This window comes from Cellulomonas sp. KU4C (assembly GCF_056868065.1).
Genome location: NZ_CP200322.1, coordinates 3,066,571 through 3,085,105 on the forward strand (window position 1 = coordinate 3,066,571; position 18,535 = coordinate 3,085,105).

At 74.2% G+C, this 18,535-nt stretch carries 14 protein-coding genes and 4 pseudogenes; 5 read left to right on the forward strand and 13 right to left on the reverse strand.

Annotation, left to right across the window (positions count from 1 at the left end):
- Positions 1-24 precede the first annotated feature (24 nt).
- Positions 25-1,037: pseudogene (locus AC1VL8_RS14570) on the forward strand (NADP-dependent oxidoreductase).
- 66 nt (positions 1,038-1,103) lie between these two features.
- On the opposite strand, the pseudogene AC1VL8_RS14575 reads toward AC1VL8_RS14570, so the two are convergent.
- Positions 1,104-2,055: pseudogene (locus AC1VL8_RS14575) on the reverse strand (RNA polymerase sigma factor); the annotation flags it as partial.
- A gap of 528 nt (positions 2,056-2,583) precedes the next feature.
- Positions 2,584-3,846, reverse strand: a complete 1,263-nt coding sequence (locus tag AC1VL8_RS14580) for an MFS transporter (protein WP_483075671.1) — start codon at positions 3,844-3,846, stop codon at positions 2,584-2,586.
- A gap of 30 nt (positions 3,847-3,876) precedes the next feature.
- On the opposite strand from AC1VL8_RS14580, the gene AC1VL8_RS14585 reads away from it, so the two are divergent.
- Positions 3,877-4,887: a LacI family DNA-binding transcriptional regulator gene (locus tag AC1VL8_RS14585; protein WP_483075672.1), complete on the forward strand. Its 1,011-nt coding sequence runs from the start codon at positions 3,877-3,879 to the stop codon at positions 4,885-4,887.
- 3 nt (positions 4,888-4,890) lie between these two features.
- Here the strand turns inward: AC1VL8_RS14585 and AC1VL8_RS14590 are convergent, their stop codons facing one another.
- Positions 4,891-5,331, reverse strand: a complete 441-nt coding sequence (locus tag AC1VL8_RS14590) for a hypothetical protein (RefSeq protein ID WP_389229147.1) — start codon at positions 5,329-5,331, stop codon at positions 4,891-4,893.
- A 45-nt stretch (positions 5,332-5,376) separates the two neighbouring features.
- Positions 5,377-6,336: a manganese catalase family protein gene (locus AC1VL8_RS14595; protein ID WP_483075673.1), complete on the reverse strand. Its 960-nt coding sequence runs from the start codon at positions 6,334-6,336 to the stop codon at positions 5,377-5,379.
- A gap of 203 nt (positions 6,337-6,539) precedes the next feature.
- Between AC1VL8_RS14595 and AC1VL8_RS14600 the strand changes: the two genes are divergently transcribed.
- Both AC1VL8_RS14600 and AC1VL8_RS14605 read left to right on the forward strand, forming a co-directional pair.
- Entirely contained in the window at positions 6,540-7,637 is a 1,098-nt protein-coding gene (locus tag AC1VL8_RS14600) for a fatty acid desaturase family protein (protein ID WP_483075674.1), read from the forward strand.
- A gap of 57 nt (positions 7,638-7,694) precedes the next feature.
- The gene (locus AC1VL8_RS14605) at positions 7,695-8,750 is read left to right on the forward strand and encodes a serine hydrolase domain-containing protein (RefSeq protein WP_483075675.1); all 1,056 of its coding nucleotides are present in this window, start codon (positions 7,695-7,697) and stop codon (positions 8,748-8,750) included.
- 344 nt (positions 8,751-9,094) lie between these two features.
- Here the strand turns inward: AC1VL8_RS14605 and AC1VL8_RS14610 are convergent.
- Positions 9,095-9,829 (reverse strand): annotated as a pseudogene (locus AC1VL8_RS14610) (helix-turn-helix transcriptional regulator); the annotation flags it as partial.
- Here AC1VL8_RS14610 and AC1VL8_RS14615 point away from each other — a divergent pair.
- Positions 9,828-10,814: an aldo/keto reductase gene (locus tag AC1VL8_RS14615; RefSeq protein ID WP_483075676.1), complete on the forward strand. Its 987-nt coding sequence runs from the start codon at positions 9,828-9,830 to the stop codon at positions 10,812-10,814. The pseudogene AC1VL8_RS14610 and the gene AC1VL8_RS14615 sit on opposite strands and share 2 nt — an antisense overlap.
- Positions 10,815-10,952: 138 nt before the next feature.
- Here AC1VL8_RS14615 and AC1VL8_RS14620 read toward each other — a convergent pair whose 3' ends face one another.
- The 8 genes and pseudogenes from AC1VL8_RS14620 to AC1VL8_RS14655 form a co-directional block, all read right to left on the reverse strand.
- On the reverse strand, positions 10,953-12,239 hold the full coding sequence (locus tag AC1VL8_RS14620; protein ID WP_483075677.1) for an RNA polymerase sigma factor: 1,287 nt from the start codon (positions 12,237-12,239) through the stop codon (positions 10,953-10,955).
- Positions 12,236-12,883, reverse strand: coding sequence for a YciI family protein (locus AC1VL8_RS14625; RefSeq protein WP_483075678.1), 648 nt, complete (start codon positions 12,881-12,883; stop codon positions 12,236-12,238). Before AC1VL8_RS14625 ends, AC1VL8_RS14620 begins: the two co-directional genes overlap by 4 nt.
- A 116-nt stretch (positions 12,884-12,999) precedes the next feature.
- A complete protein-coding gene (locus AC1VL8_RS14630; RefSeq protein ID WP_389229176.1) occupies positions 13,000-13,716 on the reverse strand; it encodes a hypothetical protein in 717 nt (238 codons plus the stop codon).
- Positions 13,717-13,847: 131 nt separating this feature from the next.
- Positions 13,848-16,211: an ATP-binding cassette domain-containing protein gene (locus tag AC1VL8_RS14635; protein ID WP_483075679.1), complete on the reverse strand. Its 2,364-nt coding sequence runs from the start codon at positions 16,209-16,211 to the stop codon at positions 13,848-13,850.
- A 29-nt stretch (positions 16,212-16,240) separates the two neighbouring features.
- Positions 16,241-16,651: a VOC family protein gene (locus tag AC1VL8_RS14640; protein WP_389229188.1), complete on the reverse strand. Its 411-nt coding sequence runs from the start codon at positions 16,649-16,651 to the stop codon at positions 16,241-16,243.
- A complete protein-coding gene (locus AC1VL8_RS14645; protein ID WP_483075680.1) occupies positions 16,648-17,112 on the reverse strand; it encodes a helix-turn-helix transcriptional regulator in 465 nt (154 codons plus the stop codon). The genes AC1VL8_RS14640 and AC1VL8_RS14645 overlap by 4 nt, the downstream gene beginning before the upstream one ends.
- Positions 17,113-17,176: 64 nt before the next feature.
- Positions 17,177-17,725: a TetR/AcrR family transcriptional regulator gene (locus AC1VL8_RS14650; protein WP_389229194.1), complete on the reverse strand. Its 549-nt coding sequence runs from the start codon at positions 17,723-17,725 to the stop codon at positions 17,177-17,179.
- A gap of 11 nt (positions 17,726-17,736) precedes the next feature.
- Positions 17,737-18,317: pseudogene (locus AC1VL8_RS14655) on the reverse strand (sugar O-acetyltransferase).
- Positions 18,318-18,535 lie beyond the last annotated feature (218 nt).

Genomic DNA, 18,535 nt, shown 5'->3' on the forward strand with positions numbered 1-18,535 from the left:
GCACGTCCCGCAGGAGAACCCTCGATGTCGCACGCCGTCAGCACCCAGATCCAGCTCGTGAACCGCCCGTCCGGGTGGCCCACCCCCGAGGACTTCCGCACCGTCCAGGTCACCTACGGCGACCTGGAGCCCGGGCAGGTCCGGGTCCGCAACGAGTTCATCTCCGTCGACCCGTACATGCGCGGCCGGATGAACGACGTCAAGGCTACACCCCGCCGTACGCGCTCGGCGAGACGATGACCGGCGGCGCCGTCGGCCGCGTCGTCGAGTCGACCGTCGAGGACGTCCCCGTCGGCGCCGTCGTGCTGCACCAGCTCGGCTGGCGCGACGTGGTCCAGGACGACGCCACCGCCTTCCGCGTCGTGCCCGAGATCCCCGGCGCCCCGCTGTCGCTGCACCTCGGCATCCTCGGGATGACCGGCATGACCGGCTACGTCGGCCTCACCGCCATCGCCCACCTGCAGCCCGGCGACACCGTGTTCGTGTCCGGCGCCGCGGGGGCCGTCGGCACCGCGACCGGGCAGATCGCGCGCCTGCTCGGCGCCGGCCGCGTGATCGGCTCCGCCGGCTCCCCCGAGAAGGTCGCGCTGCTCACCGAGAAGTACGGCTTCGACGCGGCCCTGAACTACCGCGACGCCCCGGTCCGCGAGCAGCTGCCCGCGCTGGCGCCCGACGGGGTCGACGTGTTCTTCGACAACGTCGGCGGCGACCACCTCGAGGCGGCCCTCGACGTGATGAACCCCGGCGGGCGGCTCGCGCTCTGCGGCGCCATCACCGGCTACAACACCACCGACCGCGCCCCCGGCCCGGACAACCTGGCGAACATCATCACCCGCGGCCTGACCGTGCAGGGCTTCACGCTCGGCGGCTACCTCCAGCACGCGCCCGCGTTCCGCGAGCAGATGACCGGCTGGTTCGCCGACGGCAAGATCGCCTACGACGAGACGGTCGTCGACGGCATCGACCACGCCGTGGACGCGTTCCTGGGCATGATGCGCGGCGCGAACACCGGCAAGATGGTCGTCCGCACCGCCTGACGCACGACGAGAGCGCCGGTCCGCGGTCACCCGCGGGCCGGCGCTCTCGTGCTCAGCGCGTCCCGGTCACTCCAGGTAGTCGCGCAGGGTCTGCGACCGCGAGGGGTGCCGGAAGCTTCGACATCGTCTTGGCCTCGATCTGCCGGATGCGCTCGCGCGTCACCCCGTAGACCTTGCCGATCTCGTCCAGCGTCTTCGGCTGGCCGTCGGACAGGCCGAACCGCATGGACACGACGCCGGCCTCCCGCTCCGACAGCGAGTCGAGGACCTGCTGCAGCTGCTCCTGGAGCAGCGTGAACGTCACGGCCTCGCTCGCGGAGACGGCCTCGGAGTCCTCGAGCAGGTCGCCGAACTCGTTGTTGCCGTCCTCGCCGAGCGGGGTGTGCAGCGAGATGGGCTCGCGGCCGTACTTCTGCACCTCGACGACCTTCTCGGGCGTGAGGTCGAGCTCCTTGGCCAGCTCCTCCGGCGTGGCCTCGCGGCCGGTCGTCTGGAAGATCTGCCGCTGGACGCGCGCGAGCTTGTTGATGACCTCGACCATGTGCACCGGGATGCGGATGGTGCGCGCCTGGTCGGCCATGCCGCGGGTGATTGCCTGCCGGATCCACCACGTCGCGTACGTCGAGAACTTGAAGCCCTTGGTGTAGTCGAACTTCTCGACCGCACGGATGAGGCCCGCGTTGCCCTCCTGGATCAGGTCCAGGAACAGCATGCCGCGGCCCGTGTACTTCTTGGCGATCGAGACGACCAGGCGCAGGTTCGCCTCGACGAGGTGCGACTTGGCGCGACGGCCGTCGGCGGCGATCAGCGTGAGCTCGCGCTCGGTCGCGCCCGGGTGCGTCATGCCCTCCTCGAGGAGGTGCGTGGCGAACTGCCCGGCCTCGACCCGGCGGGCGATCTCGACCTCCTGCTCGGCGGTCAGCAGCGCGACCCGGCCGATGATGCGCAGGTAGTCCTTGACGGGGTCAGCCGACGCGCCCGCCGCCGAGACGATCGGCGCAGGTGCGTCGTCCTCGTCGGTGGTGAGGACGTACGAGGAGTCGGTGGTGGGGTTCTGGTCCGCGTCGGTACCGGCGATCACTTCGGTCATCAGGCTCGCTCTCTCATCCGGGAACCGTCGCACCGCGGCGGTCGAGGAGGTGTCGCACGCGCCTGCCGCTGCCGGGGACGGCAGCGAACCTGGGAGGTGCCGGGCGACGCCCGGACGCAGAACCCGGGGCGTCCCGGGACCGCAATGCGACCACCATTATAACATCCGCATTCGCGCGATTCCTCGCGGCCCGTCGTCGGAACGCTATTCGCGGGCGGGTCTCCACCCTCCTCAATGCGCAGGCCACCCGGGAAATTCCCCTGCCGAGGCCCCCTGCCGTGCCCCCTGCCGCCGCCCCCTCCCTCCCCACTCCCGCCCCGCCCGTCTGACGAGTGGTCACGACACGCTGGACGATGCGGCGGGCGCCCCGCGTGTCGTGACCACTCGTCGGCAGCGGGGCGGCGAGTCGGGCGGGTGCGGGTGCGGGTGCGGGTGCGGGTGCGGGTGCGGGTGCGGTCAGTCGATCGCGGGCGCGGTGGCGGCGCGGGTGGTGAGCACGGGGGCGAGCAGCACCACCGCGACGCCGGCCAGCGGGACGACGACCAGGCCCGCCCGCAGCGACGTCGCGTCGGCGACCGCCCCGACGACGGGCGGCGAGATCAGCACGCCGAGCCGCACCAGCCAGCCGACCACGGTCAGCCCGGTGCCGGGGCGCAGGCCGGGCAGCTCGTCGGCGGCGTGCATCGCGGCGGGGATCAGGGTCGCGACGCCGAGGCCCGCGAGCCCGAACCCGACGACCGTGCCCCACACCGTCGGCATGGCCAGCGCCGCTCCCATGCCGCCGGCGACCAGTACGCCCCCGGCCCGCGCGACGGCGCGCTGCCCGAACCGGTCGACCAGCCGGTCCCCGACGATCCGGCCGACGAACTGCATCGCCTGGAGCGCGACGAACCCGGTGCCGCCGACGAGCGCCGTCGCCCCGAGCGACTCCGTCAGGTAGATCGCGCCCCAGGTGGCCCCGGCGTCCTCGACGAGCATGCCCGTGGACGCGATCAGGACCAGCGCCGCGAGGGTCGCCCAGCGGACCAGGCGCGCCCGGCGCGCGGTGCGGACCGCCGGCACCGGACCGGCCGCGGGGTCGGCGTCGGCGGTCGCCTCGTCCTGCGGGGTGTCGGCTCCGGGCAGCAGCATCCGGCGGGCGACCACCGCGACGGCCGCGCACAGCACGCCCGAGAGGCCGAGGTGCACGGGCAGCGGGACCGAGGCGCCGGCCGCGACCGCGCCGAGGGTGCCACCGGTGACCGCGCCGACGCACCAGAGCGCGTGGAACGCGTTGAGGATCGACCGTCCGTACGCACGCTGGACGCGCAGGCCGTGGGCGTTCTGGGCGACGTCGGTGATCGCGTCCATCGCCCCGCCGACGAACAGCGCGGCGAACAGCAGCCCCACGACCGGCGCTGTGCCCGCGACGAGGATCGCGACGGCGGTGACCAGCGTCCCGGCCACGGCGACGGTGCCGGAGCCCCAGCGGCGCAGCAGCGGAGCGGCGCCGAGCCCGGCGATCAGCGCCCCCAGCGGGAACATCGCCACAGCGAGACCGAGCCCGGCGTTGCTCAGGTCCAGGGCGGACTTCACCTCGGGGTACCGGGGCAGCAGCCCGGCGAACACCGCGCCGTTGGTGAAGAACAGCATCATGACGCCGGCCCGCGCGCGCCGGAGCGCCGCGGTCGGTCGGGCGGCCGTCGGCCGGGTCGCGGTCGCACCGCCGTGAACGTTCACGGCGTCGACCGTAGCCGTAAGGTGCTCCGCATGGCAACGACCCCGGGCGCGGCGACGATCCTCGACGTCGCCCGCGAGGCCGGGGTCTCCCGCCAGACGGTCACGCGGGCGCTGAACGGGATGGCCGACATCAGCGACGCCACCCGCGAGCGGGTGCTCGAGGCCGCGCGGCGGTTGCACTACCGCCCGAACCGCGCCGCGCAGGCGCTGGTCCGGGGCAGCGGCGTCGCCGTCGGCTTCCTGGTCGAGAACCTCAGCAACCCCTACTACTCCGAGATGGCCTCCGCGCTCACCCGCACGGCGGCGGAGCGCGGCTGGAACGTCGTCCTGTGCGACCTCGGCGACGACGAGGCCGGTTCCCGGAGCAGGATCGAGGCGCTGCTCCCCCGCGTCGACGCGCTCGTGCTGACCGGGTGCCGCGAGGGCACCGTGGGGCTGATCCCGCTCGAGGACCTGCGCGGCGGCCTGCTCGGCATCCCGACCGTGATGCTGGACGGCACCCCGCACCCGGCCGTGGACGCGCTGGTCGAGGTCGACCACGCGGGCGGGGTGCGCGCGGCGGTCGACCACCTCGTCGCGCACGGCCGCCGGCGGATCGGCCTCGTGGCGAGCGACCAGCTGCCCGGCGCCCCCCGGCACGCCGCGTACCGGGACCGGCTCGACGCGCTCGGGCTGCACCGCGACGCGCGCTCGGAGGTCGCCGCCCCCGAGACGTACCGGGGCGGGGCCGACGCGGCCGAGCGGCTGCTCACGGCCGCGCCCGACCTCGACGCGGTGCTGGTCTACAACGACGTCATGGCCGCCGGGGTGCTCAAGGGCCTGGCCCGCCGGGGGGTCGCCGTGCCGGACCAGGTCGCCGTCATCGGGTGCGACGGCCTGGAGATCGGCGGCCTGCTCTCCCCCGAGCTCACCACCCTCGACCTCGACAAGACGGCGTTCGCCCGGCACGCCGTCGACGCCCTCGACGCGCTCCTGCGCACCGGGCGTCCGCCCGCCACCGCCCGGGTCCCGCTGACGCTCACGGTGCGCGCGTCGGCCTGAGGCTCACCACCGCCCTGGTGGCGGGACCTGCCCCGTCAGGCCCACGTGACGCCCGGCCTCCGCATCGAGCTCGGGCACGCCCTGGGCTACCCCGCTGGGACGCGCCCGGCCGAGGTCCCCGAGCTGCTGGGTGAACGGTCGCGCCGCGTGGGACCGGCGCCACGCGCGCACCGAGGCCCACCCGCCCACGACGGCCCACACGCCGGCCCACAGGAACGACCACGCGGCGCTCGCCCGGACCTGCTGGTCGTCGGAGCGCTGCGCCAGCACGATGTTCAGCACCCACCAGCCGACGACGACCAGCGCGACGGACGTGACCAGCCACGCCCGGCGACGCAGACGCGCGTGTGCGGCACGGTCGGTCGGCAGCGCGGACGGCACGCGAGCACCTCTCGGCAGCGGGTCGGGGTGACGCAGCAGGTCCGCCACGTCCCCCGTGCTCATCGGCAGGGGACGCGGCGGACCTGAGCAGCTCGACCGGGCAGTGGGTCAGCTCGTGGGGGCCACCGGGCCGAACAGCGGCTGGACGTCGGCCATCTCCAGGTCGGCGGTCGCCTGGATCAGCGCCAGCAGGTCGGTGTCCAGGCCCGGGGAGAACTCCTCGAACCGCTCCTCGGCGATCGTCATCGGCACGCCGGCGGGAGCCTGCTCGCTCGCGTCGAGCTCCGTGCCGTCCTTCGACGGGGACATGCCCTGGTAGATCTTCCCGGCCTCCGACTCGGCCGTGAGGTCGAACGTGTACTGCTTGCTCTGCAGCCCGAGGTCGACGAGCTTCTTCACCTCGGGGAACTTCTCGGCGTTCGTCCTCGGGATCGGCAGCACCTTCGCCCAGTCGACGCCGAGCGTCTCGAGCGCGCGGGCGTAGGCGTTCTCGTGCGCCTGGTCGCGGACGATCAGGTACGAGATCGTCGACCGTGCCGTCTTGTTGTCCGTCATCTCGTAGATCCGGCACTTCTGCAGCCGGCCCGTGGACTCCAGCATGAGGTTGTAGAGCAGGTCGAGCACGAGGTTGCCCGAGTTGTAGACGTACGAGCCGCTCCACGGGTTGCCCGCGGCGTCCACGGGCAGCGCGCCCTGCGCGGCGACGAGGTAGTGGTGGATGTTGCTCTGGTCCAGGGCGATACCCAGCGGCGTCGCGCCGCCCGAGCCGGGCTGGTCCAGCGGGTCGGTCTTCTTGCCCTGGTACCGCGGCGAGCCGTCGAGCAACCGCGCGATGGTCGTGCCGATCAGCTCGACGTGGCTGATCTCCTCCGTGCCGATGCCCTGCAGGAGGTCGCGGTACGGCTTCCCGGTCGGTCCGCGGAAGTTCATGCTCTGGAACAGGTACTGCATCATCGTCCGCATCTCGCCGAACTGGCCGCCGAGCCCCTCCTGGAGGGCGTTGGCCGCGGCCGGGTCCGGCTCGTCGGGGACGATGTCGTGGATGAGTCGTTGCACGTGCAGGTACATGGCGCTCTCGCTCCTGTGACCAGGTGGGACGGCAGCGTCCTGTCCTGGCGCCCGTGCCGTCCTGCCGCGCGGCTCCACGGCCGCGGACGTCCCGAACGTAACCCCGGGGTCCCGATCCGGCCACTGGTCTCCCGCTCGGGCCGCGGGTGGCGTACGGTCGCGGCAGAGCCACCGTCGGTGGGTCGCGGGCGATCGGACGGCACATGACCACCAGCCCCACCACGCAGCAGGCCGACGACACCACCCGGCCGGCACGTGGCGCGCAGCAGCGGATGACCCACGACTACTCGGTGCTCGCCCGCCGGGTGCGGGAGGCCGGGCTGCTGCGCCGTCGACCCGGCGCCTACGTGACCCGGTTCGCGCTCACCCTGACCGCGTTCGCCGCGGTCTGGGTGGCCGTCGTGCTGGTCGGCGCGTCCTGGTGGCAGCTCGCCGTCGCGGCGGCGATGGCGTTCGTGCTCGCCCAGCTCGCGTTCCTCGGGCACGACAGCGCGCACCGGCAGGTGTTCCGGTCGCTGCGCTGGAACGACTGGACGTCGCGGATCGTCGCGAACCTGCTGGTCGGGCTCAGCCACGGGTGGTGGACCACGAAGCACGACGCGCACCACACCGCCCCCAACCAGGAGGGCGAGGACCCGGACATCGCGCCCGGTGTCATCGCGTTCACCCCCGCGGTGATGGCGACGCGGCACGGCTGGCGCGGCTGGTTCGCCCGGCACCAGGGCTGGTTCTTCTTCCCTCTGCTGACCCTCGAGGGACTGAACCTGCACGTGTCGAGCGTGCGGGCCCTGTTCAGCCGACGCCCGATGCGGCACCGCGCCGTCGAGGCGCCGCTGCTGCTGGGCCGCCTCCTCGTGGTCGTCGTCGTGCTGTTCGTGCTGCTGCCCCCGGGGATCGCCGCGGCGTTCCTGGGCGTCCAGCTCGCGGTGTTCGGCGTGCTGCTCGGCGGGGCGTTCGCGCCGAACCACAAGGGCATGCCGATCGTGCCGCCGGGCGCGGGCGTGGACTTCCTGCGCCGGCAGGTGCTGATGTCCCGGAACATCCGCGGCAGCTGGGCCGTCGACCTGATGATGGGCGGGCTGAACCGGCAGGTCGAGCACCACCTGTTCCCGAGCATGCCGCGACCCAACCTCAAGCGGGTCCAGCCGATCGTCCGCGAGTACTGCGCCGAGCTCGGCGTGCCGTACACCGAGGTCGGGTTCTTCCGGTCGTACGCGATCGTGGTCCGCTACCTCAACGACGTCGAGCGGCGGGCGCGCACCCCCGACGGGTGCCACGTCGCGGCGATGTACGGCCGCTGACCGCCCCGGGCAGCAATCCGCTGGGCCCGGCTCGCCCCCGTCCCTAGAGTCGGACGCATGAGCCGCGACGACGCCGCACGACACGACGCTGCACGCCACGACGCCGCACGACACGACGCCGCCCGCCACGGGGCCGCCCTGCACGAGCGGGCGCTCGCCACCGGCTTCAGCGGCGTGATCCGGGTCGACGTCGGCGACACGGTGGTGTTCGCCCAGGCGTACGGGCTCGCGGACCGGGCGCACGGCATCCCGGCGACCGTGGACCACCGGTTCGGCGTCGCGAGCGTCGCCAAGGGCTTCACGGCGCTGACCGTCGCGTCGCTGGTCGAGGAGGGGCGGATCGGCCTCGACGACCCGGTGCGCGCGGTGCTCGACTCCGACCTCCCGCTGGTCGACGACGCGGTGACGGTCCGGCACCTCCTGAGCCACACCTCCGGCATCGGCGACTACCTGGACGAGAACGTCGCGAGCGACATCACCGACCACGTCCTGCCCGTGCCGGTGCACCTGCTGGACGACGTCGAGGCCTACCTGCCGGTGCTCGACGGGCACCCGCAGGTCGCGCCTCCGGGTGCCGGGTTCGCGTACAACAACTCCGGCTTCGTGCTGCTGGCCCTCGTGGCGCAGCGCCTCACCGGCACCGAGTTCACCGAGCTCGTCCGGCAGCGGGTCCTCGAGCCCGCGGGCATGTCCCGCACCGGCTACCCCCGCACCGACGAGCTGCCCGGCGACGTCGCGCTGGGGTACCTGCACCCGACCGGGCTGCGCACCAACGTGCTGCACCTGCCCGTGCGCGGCAGCGGCGACGGCGGCCTGGTGACGACGGCGCACGACCTCGCCGCGTTCTGGCGGGCCGTGCTCGCGCACCGGGTCGTGGGCGCCGGCACGCTCGCCGCGCTCGTCGAGCCGGTCAGCACCGTCGAGTCCGAGGGGATGCGGTACGGCCTCGGGTTCTGGCTGGGCGCGGACTCCCCCGACCTCGTCCTGGAGGGCTACGACGCGGGCGTGTCCGCGCGCACCCGGCACGACCCGGTCACCGGCGTGACGGTCACGGTGGTCGCGAACTCCTCGGACGGCGCCTGGCCCGTGCTGCGGGAGCCGGCCGGCGCCTGACGGGACCGAGCAAACGCCGTCGGCCCCGTCAGACCCGGCGCGGGGTGGTCGCGTCGACCGGCTGCGTCGCCGCCCAGCTCGCCAGCACCCGGAGGGCGTCGGCAGTGCCGCTGCCCGGCGCGGCCGTGTAGACCAGCATCGTCAGCCCCGGCGCCGCCGCGATCGTCATCGAGTCGTACATGAGCTCCAGCCGCCCGGCGACCGGGTGCTGGATCCGCTTCGTCCCGCCGGTGTGCAGGTGCACGTGGTGCGCGGCCCACCGGGTGCGGAACTCCTCGCTGCGGGTGGAGAAGCTCACCGACCAGCGCGGTCAGGTCGCCGTCGAACGGGTCCCGCCCCGCGGCGGACCGCAGCACCCCGACGGTGTCGTCCGCGGCCCGCTCCCAGTCGACCCAGTACTCCCGCGCCCGCGGGTCGAGGAACGCGAACCGTGCGTGGTTCGGCCGGTGGCCGGGGTCGTCGAACAGCGGGGCGTACAGCGCCCGGGCGAGAGCGTTGCAGGCGACGATGTCGAGCCGGTCGTCGCGGACCACCGCGGGGGCCTCGGTCATCGCGTCGAGCATCACCTGGACGCTGAGGCCCACGGTCCTGGCCCCCGGGCGGCGACGCGGCCGGCCGCTGCCCGGTCCGGCGGCGCGGGCGAGGTCGCGCAGGTGGCGGCGCTCGGCGTCGTCGAGCCGCAGGACGGTCGCCACGGACTCCAGCACGCTGTCGGACGCGCCGGCGAGGTTCCCGCGCTCGAGCCGCACGTAGTAGTCGACGGACACCCCCGCGAGCATCGCGACCTCCTCGCGACGCAGCCCCGGCACCCGGCGGTGGCCGCCGTAGTCCGGCAGCCCGGCCTGCTGGGGGCTGATGCGGGCCCGGCGCGACCGCAGGAAGTCGCGGACCTCGTCACGGTTGTCCATCCCCCCACGGTAGGCGTCGACGCCGACCGGCGACCGGCGACCGGAGCGAGGGGGGCCCTGGCGGTACCCGTCACGACAGGGCCCGTCGCCGCACGCGCCACCGCCCCGCGGCGGTCGTAGCGTCGAGGACGAACCGTTCCGCCCGCCCCACGCACCAGGAGGTCGCCCCATGCACCGTCGTCTGCTCGGTCAGGGTCTGGAGGTGTCCGCCGTCGGGATCGGCGCGATGGGCATGAGCCAGAGCTACGGCCCGAACCCCGGCGACCGGGACGCGATGATCGCGGTCCTGCGCGGCGCCGTGGAGCGCGGCGTCACGTTCGTCGACACCGCCGAGGTCTACGGCCCGTACGTCAACGAGGAGCTGGTCGGCGAGGCGCTGGCGCCCCTGCGCGACCAGGTCACGATCGCCACCAAGTTCGGCTGGCACATCGCCGACGGCCGGATGCAGGGCACCGACAGCCGCCCGGAGCAGATCCGTCGCGTGGCGGACGCGTCGCTGCGCCGGCTGCGCACCGACACGATCGACCTCTTCTACCAGCACCGCGTCGACCCGGACGTCCCGGTCGAGGACGTGGCCGGCGCCGTCGGGGAGCTCGTGGCCGCGGGCAAGGTGCGCCACTTCGGGCTGTCCGAGGCCGGGGCCGGCACGATCCGGCGCGCGCACGCCGTGCACCCGGTGACGGCCGTCCAGTCGGAGTACTCCCTGTGGACCCGCGACCCCGAGCCGGAGGTGCTGCCGACCTGCGCGGAGCTCGGCATCGGGTTCGTCCCGTTCAGCCCGCTCGGCAAGGGGTTCCTCACCGGCACGGTCGACGCCGGCACGACCTTCGCGGAGGGCGACATCCGGCACCGCGTCCCCCGGTTCTCGGCCGAGAACCGGGCCGCCAACGCCGCCCTGGTCGACCGGGTCCGGGAGCTCGCCGCGTCCCGCGGCGCCACCCCGGGGCAGATCGCCCTCGCGTGGCTGCTCGCCCAGCAGCCGTGGGTCGTGCCGATCCCCGGGACCCGCCGGATCGAGCGCGTCGAGGAGAACGCGGGCGCGACCGCCGTGGCGCTGTCCGCCGACGACGTCGCCGGGCTCGACGCCCTCGCCGGCGCCGTGGGCGTCCAGGGCAACCGCTACGACGACGCCGGCATGGCGATGGTGGGGCTGTGAGCGGCTGGACCCCGGCGAGCTCGACCGGGTGCACGCGACGGACGAGCTCGACCCTGCGGCGGGCCCCGTGGACTGAGGGCCCTGCGCCCGTCACCCAGCGCCCGTCACCCAGCGCCCGGGCTCACCCGGCGCAGGGGCTCACCCGACCTCGGGGCTCACCTCGCCGAGGCGACGCCGGAGGTACCGCCGCTCGGTCGCGTCGGTGACGAGCGCGAGGGCCACGCGGTACTCGTCGGCCGCCTCCGCGGTGCGACCCGCGCGGCGCAGCAGGTCCGCGCGGGTCGCCGCCACGTACGGGTTCCCCCGCAGCCTCGGGTCCGGTGCCACCGCCGCGAGCACGCGCAGCCCCGCGTCGGGTCCGTCGGCCATCGCCACCGCCACCGCGCGGCCGAGCTCGGCGAACGGCGACGGCGCGACGGCGACGAGGTCCGCGTAGTGCCTGGCGACCGCGGGCCAGTCCGTCGCGGCGACCGACGCCGCCCGCGCGTGCTCGGCGGCCACCCGGGCCTGGACGAGGTACGCGCCGCGCCGCCCCCCGTCGCGCACCAGCCGCTCGGCGTCCGCCAGCGCCGCGAGTCCCGCGGCGGTGCGGTCGGCGTCCCACCGCGTCCGGTCCTGCTCCTCGAGCGGCACGAGGTCCCCGGCCGCGTCCGTGCGCGCCGCCCGGCGTGCGTCCTGGAGCAGCACCAGGGCCAGCAGCCCGTGCGTCTCGGGGTCGTCCGGCACCAGCCGGGCGACGAGTCCGGCGAGCCGCACCGCCTCGTCCGCGAGCCGGGCACGCTCGACGTCCGCACCGGCGCCGGCGGTGTACCCGGCGTTGAACGTCAGGTACACGACCGCGAGCATCCCGTCGAGCCGCTCCGGGAGCCGGTCGGCCGACGGCACCCGGTACGGGATGCCGGCGTCGACGATCTTCCGCCGGCCCCGCACCAGGCGCTTGGCCATCGCCGCCTCGGAGACCCCCCAGGAGCGGGCGATCTCGTCCGCGGGCATCCCGCAGACCGTCCGGAGCGTGAGCGCCACCTGCACGTCCTGCGCGAGCGCGGGGTGGCAGCAGGTGGCGATCAGCGCCAGCCGGTCGTCGGGCACCGCCGCCGGCTCGTCGGCCTCGGACGCGGGACCCGCGACCGCCCCGACCGCCGCGGCACCGGGCGGGGCCAGCGTCGCGACCTGCACGAGCCGGCGCTGCTCCGCCCCGGCGCGGCGGAGCCGGTCCAGGGCTCGGCGGCGGGCGGCGGTGGTGAGCCACGCGCCCGGCCGGTCCGGCACCCCGTCCCGCGGCCAGGCGATGGAGGCCGCGGCGAACGCGTCCTGGGCGCAGTCCTCGGCCAGCGACCAGTCGCCGGTGATCCGGATGACCGCGGCCACCACCCGGGACCACTCGTCGCGGAACGCGCCGGTCAGCGCGCCCTCGACGTCGGTCACGGCTGCCAGAAGGGCCGGACCTCCACCGCACCGACGCGGGCGGCCGGGTGGGCGGCGGCGGCCTCGATCGCGGCGTCCAGGTCCGTGGCGACGACGAGCGCGACACCGCCGATCTGGTCCGGGGTGCCTGCGTAGGGGCCGGTGACGACCTCGGTGCGCCCGTCGCGGACCCGCACGGTGCGGGCCTCGGCGGCGGGGCCGAACCGCAGCCCGGCGGACCCGTCCGACGGCTCCGGCGCACCGGCCTGCTCGGCGAGCAGCAGCAGGTAGTGGCCCGCTCCCGCGTCCTCGGCGGCGAGGGCGGCGGTGCCCGCGGTGCCCCGGGCGGCAACGACCTCGCGGACCTCGATCGCGCCGAACCGGGCGACCGGGTGCGCGGCGGCCAGGTCGAGCGCGTGGTCGAGGTCGTCGACGTCGAGGACGTCGAACCCGCCGACCAGCTCCTTGTACTCGGCGAACGGGCCGTCGGTCACCAGCGTGCGGCCGTCGCGGACCCGCACCGTCGTCGCCGCGTCCGCGTCGGCCAGCCTGTGCCCCTCCCGGCGCCCCTCGCGGTCCGCCCGCTCGGCCCAGCGGGTCGGGTCGGCCTCGGCGGCGGTGGGGGCGGCGTCCGCGCCCACCCGGACGATCGTCACGTACGTCATGGTTCCTCCTCGGTGTGGTCACCTGTCACCCGGACGACGCACGACACCCGTCCGGGAGGACACCCGGGGTGGAACCGGTGCGGGCGGACGCCGTCGTGCGCCCGCACCGGGTCACCTCACTGCCAGACGACGGGCGCCGGGAAGTAGGCGTTGTCGGCGGACGCCATGAACGAGGTGTAGGACTCACCGTTGTACTCGGCGGCGGTGACGGGCTCGGACTCCCCCAGGGCGACGAAGCAGGAGACCGCGATCTGGTTCTCCTCGTCGTAGTCGGGCAGCTGCAGGCCGCAGCTGTCCCCCGGGCCCGAGAACGCGAAGCCGCTGGTCAGGTACTGCACGTCGGCGCCGTCGCGGCCCAGCGGGAACAGGTCGATCGTCTCGGGCGTGGTGTCCGCCGGGATCTCGTACAGCCACTGGTGCTGCACGACGACGCCGAACGGCGTGTAGCCCTCGAACTCCTCGGCGTTGGAGAACTGGTCGAACAGCTTCGGGTCGAGCTTCTGGATGCCGAGGACGCTGACGCCCACGCCGCCGGTGGCCTCGGCGCCGTCGGCGCCGGTGTAGGTCTGGTTGAGCCACGCCGGCGCGCCGAGCGCGAGGGCGGTGCCGGGACCGGTGACCGCCTGCGGCTCGCCGAAGTCGACCGCCTCGACGTCGTGGTTCACGGGCAGCGCGCCCGACGTCCCGCTGTCACCCTTCGAGCGCTCGGTGCCGGACGAGGCGGTGGAGTCGGCCGCGGGCGCCGCCTTCGGCTCCTCACCACCACCCGAGCAGCCGGCCAGGACGAGGGACAGGGCGAGCGCGCCGGTGACGGCGACGTACGGAGTCTTCACGGGAACCCATCGATCGGTGTGCAAACGGAGCAACCCGGACGAACCGGGCGCGGCCCCGCGAGCCTAGTTGCTGTGCACCCGCTGTGCAGGCCAGCCCCACGAACGGGTGCACCGCTCGGCCGACCCGCCGGTCAGCCCCCGACGTACGCCGCGAGGTGCTCCCCCGTGAGCGTCGACCGCGCCGCCACCAGGTCCGCCGGCGTGCCCTCGAACACCACCCGCCCGCCGTCGTGCCCGGCGCCCGGCCCGAGGTCGACGATCCAGTCCGCGTGCGCCATCACCGCCTGGTGGTGCTCGATGACGATGACGGACTTGCCCGAGTCGACCAGGCGGTCCAGCAGGCCGAGCAGCTGCTCGACGTCCGCGAGGTGCAGGCCGGTCGTCGGCTCGTCCAGCACGTAGACGCCCCCCGGGTCGCCCATGTGGGTGGCGAGCTTGAGCCGCTGCCGCTCGCCGCCGGACAGCGTCGTCAGCGGCTGGCCGAGCGACACGTACCCGAGGCCGACGTCCGCGAGCCGCTGCAGGATCGCGTGCGCCGCCGGGATGCGGGCGTCACCGGCGCGGAAGAACTCCTCGGCCTCCGTGACCGGCATCGCCAGGACCTCGCTGATGTCCTTGCCGCCCAGGTGGTAGTCGAGCACCGCGGCCTGGAACCGCTTGCCGCCGCACAGCTCGCAGGTGGTCGCGACCCCGGCCATCATCGCCAGGTCCGTGTAGACGACGCCCGCGCCGCTGCACGTCGGGCACGCGCCCTCGGAGTTCGCGCTGAACAGGGCGGGCTTGACCCCGTTGGCCTTGGCGAACGCCTTGCGGATCGGCTCGAGCAGCCCGGTGTAGGTCGCGGGGTTGCTGCGCCGGGACCCGCGGATCGCACCCTGGTCGACGGAGACGACCCCGGCGCCGCGCGGGATCGAGCCGTGCACCAGCGAGCTCTTGCCGGAGCCCGCGACGCCGGTGATGACGGTCAGCACCCCGAGCGGGATGTCGACGGAGACGTCCCGCAGGTTGTGCCGGGTCGCGCCGCGGACCTCGAGCGCGCCGGTGGGCGTGCGGACCTCGGGCTTCACGTGCGCCCGGTCGTCGAGGTGCCGCCCGGTGAGCGTCCCGCTGGTGCGCAGGTCCGCGACGCTGCCCTCGAAGCAGATCGTCCCGCCCGCGGAGCCCGCGCCCGGCCCGAGGTCGACGACGTGGTCCGCGACCGCGATGGCCTCGGGCTTGTGCTCGACGACCAGCACCGTGTTGCCCTTGTCGCGCAGCTGCAGCAGCAGGGTGTTCATCCGCTGGATGTCGTGCGGGTGCAGGCCGATGGTCGGCTCGTCGAACACGTAGGTGACGTCGGTGAGCGACGACCCGAGGTGCCGGATCATCTTGGTGCGCTGCGCCTCGCCGCCCGACAGGGTGCCCGACGGCCGGTCGAGCGAGAGGTACCCCAGGCCGATGTCCACGAACGAGTCGAGCGTCTGCACCAGGGCCGTGAGCACCGGCGCGACCGACGGCTCGTCCAGGCCCCGGACCCACGCGGCGAGGTCGCTGATCTGCATCCGGCAGGCGTCGGCGATGCTCACGCCGTCGATGGTCGACGACCGCGCGCCCTCGTTCAGCCGGGTCCCGTCGCAGTCCGGGCAGGTGGTGAACGTGATCGCGCGCTCGACGAACGCCCGGATGTGCGGCTGCATCGCGTCGACGTCCTTGGCGAGGATCGACTTGCGGATCTTGGGGATCACGCCCTCGTAGGTGAGGTTGATGCCCTCGACCTTGATCTTGGTCGGCTCCTTGTGCAGCAGGTCGTGCAGCTCCTGCTCGGAGAAGTCGCGGATCGGCTTGTCGGGGTCGAAGAACCCGGACTGCGTGAAGATCCGGCCGTACCAGCCGTCCACGGTGTACCCGGGGATCGTCAGCGCGCCCTCCATGAGGGACTTGCTGTCGTCGTAGATCTCGGTGAGGTCGAAGTCCTGCACGGTGCCGCGACCCTCGCACCGCGGGCACATGCCGCCGGTGATCGTGAAGTCGCGGCGCTCCTTGGTGGTGACCCCGCCCTTCTCGAACGTGACCGCGCCCGCGCCGCTGATCGACGCCACGTTGAACGAGAACGCCTGCGAGGACCCGATGTGCGGCTGCCCGAGCCGGCTGAACACGATCCGCAGCATCGCGTTCGCGTCGGTCGCGGTGCCGACGGTGGACCGGGGGTTCGCGCCCATCCGCTCCTGGTCGACGATGATCGCGGTCGTCAGGCCCTCGAGCAGGTCGACGTCCGGGCGGCCCAGGTTCGGCATGAACCCCTGCACGAACGCGCTGTAGGTCTCGTTGATCATCCGCTGGGACTCGGCCGCGATCGTCCCGAACACCAGCGAGCTCTTGCCCGAGCCGGACACCCCGGTGAAGACGGTCAGGCGCCGCTTCGGCAGCTCGACGCTCACGTCCTTGAGGTTGTTCTCCCGTGCCCCGTGGACGCGGATCAGGTCGTGGCTGTCGGCGGCGTGGACCTGCTCGGGCACGGGCTCTCCTTGCGTCGGCGCGCTGCGGGTCAGCGCTGCTCCTGGATGCGGATCATGTTCCCGGCGGCGTCCCGGACGGCGCAGTCCCGGACCCCGTAGGGCTGGTCGGTGGGCTCCTGGACGACCTCCACGTCGGCCGCCTGCAGCCGGTCGAAGAGGGCGTCGAGGTCGGGGGTGGCGAGCACGATGCCGGCGAAGGTGCCCTTCGCCATCATCTCGAGCACCGTGCGGCGCTCCTCGTCGGTGATGCCCGGGTCGACCGCGGGCGGGGTCAGCACGATCGCGGTGTCGGGCTGCCCGGGCGGACCGACCGTCAGCCAGCGCATGCCGTCGTAGCCGACGTCCAGCCGCAGCTCGAACCCGAGCAGGTCGCGGTAGAACGCCAGCGCCGCGTCGGCGTCGTCGTGGGGCAGGAAGCTGGAGTGGATGGTGAGGTTCATGTCGCCCACGCTAGGGTCGCCGCCGCGTCGCGGGCTTCTCGATTCCTGACCGGTCGGGTGACCTGCTTCGTGTGGCAGGACGGCGGCTCCGCGACGGGTCGGTCTCCGCCGGCGACCTGCCGCCGGTAGGTGCTCGGCGGCACGCCCACGAGCTGCGTGAACCGGGTGCTGAACGTCCCGAGCGACTGGCAGCCGACCGCGAAGCACACCTCGGTGACGCTCAGGTCGCCGCGACGCAGCAGCGCCATCGCGCGCTCGATCCGGCGGGTCATGAGGTAGGCGTAGGGCGACTCCCCGTACGCGGCCCGGAACTGGCGGCTCAGGTGGCCGGCGGACAGGTGCACGCCGCGGGCGAGCGCCTCGACGTCGAGGGGCTGCGCGTACTCGCGGTCCATCCGGTCCCGGACGCGGCGCAGCAGCGCGAGCTCGCGCAGGTGCGGGGGCGTCGGCTCGGTGCTCACCCGCTGATGCTGCCACGCACCGGTCGCAGTCCGGCACCCCCTCGACCACCTACGCAGGCGCCGGTCAGCGGCCGCCGACCACCGCCCGCACGGCCGCCTCGGTGGTGCGCCGGTCCGCGGGGTGCTCGTCGAGCGCACGGTGCAGCGCCAGCCCCTCGACCAGGGCGTCCACCCGGCGGGCCTCCTCGGGCGTGAAGTGGCGCTCGAGCTCCGCCCGGCTCCGCCGCATCCAGGCGGTCGTGATGGCCCGGAACCGCGGGTCGCGCGCGGCGAGCGTGTAGAGCTCGTACGTCACGACCCGCCCGCGGTCGCCGTCCGGGTCGGACAGCTCGTGGACCAGGTCGACCACGGCGACCACGGCCGCCTCCCGGTCGTGTGCGGCGCCGAGGTGCGCCTCGAACGTGCGCGCGACGGAGTCCGCGAACCGGCTGAACGCCTCGTGCAGCAGGGCGTCCATCCCGTCGAAGTGGTACGTCATCGAGCCGAGCGGGACGTCGGCGCGGGCGGCGATCCGGCGGTGCGACACGCCGGCGACGCCGACCTCGGCGACGAGGTCCAGCGTGACGTCGACGATCCGGTCGCGCCGGCCCGGGTCGCTGCGGCGGGTGCCCACGGTCGCCGGCGTCAGATCGACCGGATCACACGGGCGGGGTTGCCGACCGCGACGCTGTTCGGCGGGACGTCCCGGGTGACCACCGAGCCGGCGCCGACGACGCTGTTGTCCCCGATGGTGACGCCCGGGCACACGATCACGCCGCCGCCGAGCCAGACGTTGTCGCCGATGGTGATCGGCTGCGCGGCCTCGAGCTTGTCGCGGCGGGGCTGCGGGTCGACCGGGTGGGTGGGGGTGAGCAGCTGGACGTGCGGGCCGATCTGGCAGTCCGCGCCGATCCTGATCGGGGCGACGTCGAGCGCGGTCAGGCCCATGTTGACGAACGTCCGCGGGCCGATGGTGACGCGGCTGCCGAGGTCGACGTGCACGGGAGCGCGGACGAACCCGCCCTCCCCGACCTCGCCGAACAGCTCCGCACGACCGACTGCGCCGCCTCGGGGTCGACCTCGTAGGCGTCGCGGAACTGCGCGGCGAGCCGGATGCCGCGGTGGACGGCCTCGGTGATCGCGGGGTCGTCGGCGATGTACAGGTCCCCGGCGAGCATCCGCTCGTGGTTCGTCCTCGGGTCGCCGGCGAAGTAGTCGCGTGTCATGCGTACGAGCGTACACAGGTTCAGCGCAGGGCGTCCCGGTACGGCCGGAACATCTCCCGGAGCTTCCTGGGCGTACAGCTCGGGCTCCTCGACGGCCGCGAAGTGCCCGCCCCGCTCGGGCTCGGCGACCCGCACCACCCGCGTCGTGCGCTCCAGCCACGCGCGCGGCGGCCGCAGGATGTCGGCGGGGAACAGCGCGAAGCCCGACGGCACCTCGA

Bases quoted from the DNA above. Each gene is read 5' to 3' on its own strand.
- AC1VL8_RS14585 (WP_483075672.1), top strand. From the start codon at position 3,877: ATGGCAACGACCCCGGGCGCGGCGACGATCCTCGACGTCGCCCGCGAG.
- AC1VL8_RS14590 (WP_389229147.1), bottom strand. From the start codon at position 5,331: ATGAGCACGGGGGACGTGGCGGACCTGCTGCGTCACCCCGACCCGCTG.
- AC1VL8_RS14595 (WP_483075673.1), bottom strand. From the start codon at position 6,336: ATGTACCTGCACGTGCAACGACTCATCCACGACATCGTCCCCGACGAG.
- AC1VL8_RS14600 (WP_483075674.1), top strand. From the start codon at position 6,540: ATGACCACCAGCCCCACCACGCAGCAGGCCGACGACACCACCCGGCCG.
- AC1VL8_RS14605 (WP_483075675.1), top strand. From the start codon at position 7,695: ATGAGCCGCGACGACGCCGCACGACACGACGCTGCACGCCACGACGCC.
- AC1VL8_RS14615 (WP_483075676.1), top strand. From the start codon at position 9,828: ATGCACCGTCGTCTGCTCGGTCAGGGTCTGGAGGTGTCCGCCGTCGGG.
- AC1VL8_RS14625 (WP_483075678.1), bottom strand. From the start codon at position 12,883: ATGACGTACGTGACGATCGTCCGGGTGGGCGCGGACGCCGCCCCCACC.
- AC1VL8_RS14640 (WP_389229188.1), bottom strand. From the start codon at position 16,651: ATGAACCTCACCATCCACTCCAGCTTCCTGCCCCACGACGACGCCGAC.